Origin of the sequence: Mycobacterium sp. (assembly GCF_032162605.1) — a bacterium.
Classification (GTDB): Bacteria; Actinomycetota; Actinomycetes; order Mycobacteriales; family Mycobacteriaceae; genus Mycobacterium.
The window spans coordinates 1-4,704 of sequence record NZ_JAVROT010000243.1 but is presented as its reverse complement, the minus strand read 5'-3'; the positions used below and the strand labels follow the sequence as shown (position 1 = coordinate 4,704).

General features: G+C 65.6%; 5 protein-coding genes and 2 pseudogenes. 5 read left to right on the top strand and 2 right to left on the bottom strand.

Annotation, left to right across the window (positions count from 1 at the left end; all coding sequences use genetic code 11):
* Nucleotides 1-291, top strand: a 291-nt coding sequence (locus QOI01_RS14775) for an acyl-CoA dehydrogenase family protein (protein WP_526382113.1), incomplete at its 5' end; no start/stop codon positions are given.
* 30 nt (nt 292-321) lie between these two features.
* Nucleotides 322-561 (top strand): annotated as a pseudogene (locus QOI01_RS14770) (ArsR/SmtB family transcription factor); the annotation flags it as partial.
* A gap of 452 nt (nt 562-1,013) precedes the next feature.
* Here QOI01_RS14770 and QOI01_RS14765 read toward each other — a convergent pair.
* Both QOI01_RS14765 and QOI01_RS14760 read right to left on the bottom strand, forming a co-directional pair.
* On the bottom strand, nt 1,014-1,253 hold the full coding sequence (locus QOI01_RS14765) for a hypothetical protein (protein WP_526382111.1): 240 nt from the start codon (nt 1,251-1,253) through the stop codon (nt 1,014-1,016).
* Nucleotides 1,254-1,556: 303 nt separating this feature from the next.
* Nucleotides 1,557-2,768, bottom strand: a complete 1,212-nt coding sequence (locus tag QOI01_RS14760; protein ID WP_526382109.1) for a protein phosphatase 2C domain-containing protein — start codon at nt 2,766-2,768, stop codon at nt 1,557-1,559.
* Between the two features lie 210 nt (nt 2,769-2,978).
* Between QOI01_RS14760 and QOI01_RS14755 the strand changes: the two genes are divergently transcribed.
* From QOI01_RS14755 to QOI01_RS14745, 3 genes and pseudogenes are all read left to right on the top strand, one after another.
* A complete protein-coding gene (locus tag QOI01_RS14755) occupies nt 2,979-3,236 on the top strand; it encodes a hypothetical protein (protein WP_526382107.1) in 258 nt (85 codons plus the stop codon).
* 111 nt (nt 3,237-3,347) lie between these two features.
* Nucleotides 3,348-4,040 (top strand): response regulator transcription factor, encoded by a 693-nt coding sequence (locus QOI01_RS14750; protein WP_526382105.1) that lies wholly within the window; start codon nt 3,348-3,350, stop codon nt 4,038-4,040.
* A pseudogene (locus tag QOI01_RS14745) lies at nt 4,037-4,704 on the top strand (hypothetical protein); the annotation flags it as partial. The gene QOI01_RS14750 and the pseudogene QOI01_RS14745, both read left to right, overlap by 4 nt.

Sequence of the window (4,704 nt, the reverse complement as noted above, 5' to 3'; positions counted from 1 at the left end):
GTCAAGGCGATGATGCAGAAGGTGCTGCACGACGTGTCGGCGCGCGCGTTGCAGATTCACGGCTCACTGGGCACGTCGCACGAGATGCCGTTCGTGCAATACCTGACGGAGTCGTTCGTGCTCGGCCTGGCCGACGGTCCCACCGAGGTGCACAAGGTGACGCTGGCGCGACAACTGCTCAAGGACGTCGAACCCGCCCCCGATACCTTTCCGTCGGAACACCTGCTCCGACTGCGAGATGCGGCCGAAGCCAAGTTCGCCGACAAACTCGCGGGCATTCCGCGCCGTTGAGGGTCTGGCGTCACTCCGGCTGGTTGATCGTCGTTGGTGAGCCGGGAGATGTCCGTCAACGAGCTTGCCAGTCATGTCGGAAAACCGGTGTCGCAGCATCTGGCCAAGCTGCGGATGGCCAGGCTCGTCCGGGCCCATAGGGAGGGCACCACGAGCTTCTACAGCCTGGACAACGACCACATCGGGAAGCTGGTCAACGACGCCGTGTTCAACGCCGAGCATGCCGGCCCCGGTATTCCCGGACATCATCGCGATGCCGCCGAACTGGCCACCTGCACCGAGATACGGCCCGTCGGCGACATCGTCATCTCCAACTTCGCCTACGCCGTGCGGGCACCGCTCAAGCCCGGCCAGCAGCTGACCATCACCAACAATGACGAACCCAGCCACAGTGTCACGCCGACGCCAACAGCGCGTTCGACATTCGAGTCGATCCCGGCGTCGGTGGAGGTCGGCGGTTCGTCGCCGGGGGTGTCGAACGGCCGCATCCTGCCAACGCGAACCCGCCGGCCACAGTGGCGGCGACGAACGCCCGCCGGTTCAGGAAGACGCGGCCCGGCGATGAGATGCTCATGGCGTTTCCCGGCCCTCAAAGCTCCCGGTAGCTGAATATGTGGGTGAGGATGTGTGCTCCGGTGGGGCGCCAGCGTGGCAACACATGCCTGGCGAGCTCCCCACCAGGGTGTCAGGTTGTACAGGCGCAACGCGGTGGTGGTTGACCGCTACCGGTGTCCTCCACCACCGCCGCCGCCGCCGCCGAGCAGAAACGCATCGCCTCCGTAGGGATAGAAACTGACGGGGGGAGGAGAGTCGTTGATCTGGACATTGCCCGGCGACTGGCACACGTTTCCGCCACAGGACGGCTGACTGGTAGCGGCCGCGGCAATAGGTGCGGCGGTGATCGCTACCGCGGCAGCTCCCGCCGCCAACAGCGGTGCGATGTGGGTCAGTTTGACTCGCATGTTGGTACTCCTTCGATGGTTGGTCCTAGTCTGGACTCATCTCCAGAATTGCCCTCCATCGAATCTGTGTCGTCCCGGCTGACACCCAACCACGTTTCCCCCAATGGGAATCAGCGCCTACCTGCTAGCACCAATGGCGCCAAATCGGCGACCTGCAGCCGGTGACTGCCAACCAAACTCCAGAAGCACCGTCCGTCGCAGTCGGGCGTGGATGCCCCGGGATGACCGGATTGGATGCCCTCGTCGCGATCGCCGAGGGCACCCTTCTGGTGGTGTGGTTGGAATCGGCGGAGGTTTCTGGGATTAGCTGGCGCCGTGACGGATTGCAAGAACATCGACCACCAGTGCGGTCAGATCGTCGTGGCCGCCCACGTCGATCGCAGCCCTGATCAGGCTCTCGGCGGCGACCTGCGGATCGGACGTCGTCCGCAACACTTCTGCGATGAATCCTTCGTCCAGGTCCCCGGTCAGACCGTCCGAGCATACGAGAATCCGGTCACCCGTTCGCATCGGCAACACCGAGATGTCGGCCGGGTGTTCGGCTTCGGCAAGCAGCGCACGGGTTAGCAGATTCCGGGCCGGATGGGATGCGGCTGCATACGGCGGGAACGCGCCCCTGTCGATCAGTTCCTGCACGACGGTATGGTCGACGCTGAGCCGGCGCAAGGCGTCGGAATCCAGCCGGTACGTGCGTGAATCGCCGATATTGACCACCAACCACGACGGCACACCGTCGATGCGCGTGGCGATCACACCGCTGAGAGTAGATCCTGGGGGCCGCCCGCCGTCGACGGCGATGCGAGCAATCCGTGCCCGCGCATCCGACAGGCAGACCGTGAGCATCGCGCCGGTCACCGGCACCCGGCCAACAAGCGGCAAGAGTGCCGCCACCACTTCACGGCTGGCGACGTCGCCGGCGCAGTGACCACCCATTCCAGCTGCGACCGCGAACACCGGCGGCTCCGTGCAGTACGCGTCCTGATTGTCTTCATGACGACGTTCGTGCACTGCACCAGCGTGGCTCGCCGCACCCCAATCGATCGTCGCGACATTCAGAATCTCGCAGCCCGGAGTTACCCGGACCGTCACGTGGCGCGCGCCTAGATGGATCTTGCAACCCGCCGGGGCTGGCCCTCGCAATCCCGGCTCGATGGGGATCCGGCGGCCTTCCATCTCGATCACCGAGCCGTTGGTGGAGGAACGGTCTCGGATCCACATACCCGACTCCGCGATCCCGAACTCGAGGTGTGTCCGTGACACCGAGAGGGTGTCGTCGGCGAGTGTGACTAGTTGCTCGACTTTCTCGCCGCTGGCGGGGGCCGGGTCGCGTCCGATCAAGCCCCTACCCCGAACACCGACCGTGGTGCCGTCATCGAACTCGAGCCAAATGCGGGGCCAATCGGGTTTCGTCTTCGGTTGGCTGGCGGTGGCCGTCGTTCTACTCGCGCAGCTACGCGGCGCCACGGACCGCCCCGGCACTAGTTCGGCCAAGACCCCGTCGATTTGGTTCCGCATTGTCGGCCCTTCGTGCAGTTTCTGCCGTCTTCGGCTGCCGCCAGCTTGCTGCGCCCACTTGTGGCGAACCTGTGCCCGGCTGAGCGCGCTCACAGTTGCGGGCGGATCACCGCACCTGTGAGTGTTCTCAGCCTCGTTCAGCGACGACACAACCCCCGGTCGGCATGTTGGACCCCACAGCCAAATGGGCTGGGACAGAGAGGATCGACAATGCTGAACCGAAAGAGCAGGATCGTCGCCGCAGTGACGTCGGCACTTGCCGGCGCCGCGTTGGGCGGAGGAATCGCCGTCTCCAACGCGACGCCCGCACCGCCCCCACCGGCCCCTCCGACAGTGGTGGACACTCCGGAACCGGGTGACACCCCAGACGGTATCGATGCCGCCGACACGGGCAACGTCCAGGAAGGTGACCAGAACGGTCCGGAGGTGCCGGACACTCCCGTTCCTCCCGCACCACCGACCCGCTGATCGCTCCGACCGCCGGCGGCGGCGGCCGGACCGAGAGAATGGTCGGGCCGCCGCCGTTCGGGCGTGAACGGACGACACTAGTACGGGCAGATCGGCGAAAGGCGGTGGGGTATGCGGGTGCTACTCGTGGAGGATGAGACGGCGCTGGCCGAAACTCTGGCCGCCGGGCTGCGGGCAGATGGCTTCGCCGTCGACATCGCCGGCGACGGTGTCCAGGCGTTGACTCGAATGCAGACCATCACATATGACGCGCTGGTCCTGGACATCATGTTGCCGGGGCTGTCGGGCTACGAGGTGGTGCGCAGACTGCGGAGCGACGGGGTGTGGGTTCCGGTGCTGATGCTCACCGCCAAGGATGGCGAATACGACGAGGCCGATGCTCTTGATCTTGGTGCCGACGACTATCTGACCAAACCGTTCTCGTACGTTGTGCTACTGGCGCACCTGCGGGCGGTGATCCGCCGCGGGGCTCCGGAACGTCCGGCGCAGTTGGTCGCGGGAGACTTGATACTCGACCCCGGCTCGCGCACGTGTTGGCGGGCCGCCACCGAAATCGATCTCACGCCAAGGGAGTTCGCGGTGCTCGAGTATCTGATGCGCCACCGTGACCAGGTGGTGCCCAAGTCTAAGATCATGGCCAACGTGTGGGACACCTACTACGACGGTGACCCCAATGTAGTCGAGGTGTATGTCGGCTACTTGCGCCGGAAGATCGATGCTCCATTTGGCCGGCGCAGCATTGAGACGGTCCGCGGGGCTGGCTATCGGCTTCGCGATGACGTGGCACGACGCGTCCGTGCGTGACTACCGATCCTGACCGGCCGCACCCGACACCGTCGTGGTGGCGGCGGCTATCATTGCGGGCCCGGCTGACTGCCGCCGCCACCATCGTCATCGCGGTTGGGATGGCCTCTGCCGCAGCGCTATTGGTGTGGCGGGTGGACAGCGTGCTGGCGGCCAATCTGGATGCGAACCTGACGCAGCAGGTCCACGAGGTGGCCGCCGACGTGGCCAAGGGTGACGCCAATCCACGGGTGGCTCGCTCCGCGGGAGAGTCGACCGTACTGCAGGTTGTCGACGGGGCCGGCAACGTGATCAGCAGTTCGGGCGACATCGACGGCGAACCACGATTGTTCTTCATTTCGCCCGCGGCGGACGCCCCGGCACTCGGCACCGTCACTTCTTCGGCGTTGGATGGACAGTATCGGGTGGCCGCGGTCGCGGTGACCTCTCCCTCTGGTCCCGCAACGGTGTATGTGGGCTCGGCGACGACCCCTCTGGAAGACAGCGGGAGCGAGCTCGGCGCCGCGTTGATCTTCGGTGTGCCGACGATGGTTGCACTACTTGCGCTAGTCGGCTGGTTGCTGGTCGGCAGGGCACTGCGGCCTGTCGACGTGATCCGTCGCCAAGCGGCCGCCATCCCGGGGACGGATTTGCAGCAACGCCTCGACGTCCCGGCGTCAGACGA

What these genes read in the sequence shown, in the direction of transcription:
- QOI01_RS14765 (WP_526382111.1), bottom strand. Translation starts at nt 1,253, where the DNA reads ATGCGAGTCAAACTGACCCACATCGCACCGCTGTTGGCGGCGGGAGCT.
- QOI01_RS14760 (WP_526382109.1), bottom strand. Translation starts at nt 2,768, where the DNA reads ATGCGGAACCAAATCGACGGGGTCTTGGCCGAACTAGTGCCGGGGCGG.
- QOI01_RS14755 (WP_526382107.1), top strand. Translation starts at nt 2,979, where the DNA reads ATGCTGAACCGAAAGAGCAGGATCGTCGCCGCAGTGACGTCGGCACTT.
- QOI01_RS14750 (WP_526382105.1), top strand. Translation starts at nt 3,348, where the DNA reads ATGCGGGTGCTACTCGTGGAGGATGAGACGGCGCTGGCCGAAACTCTG.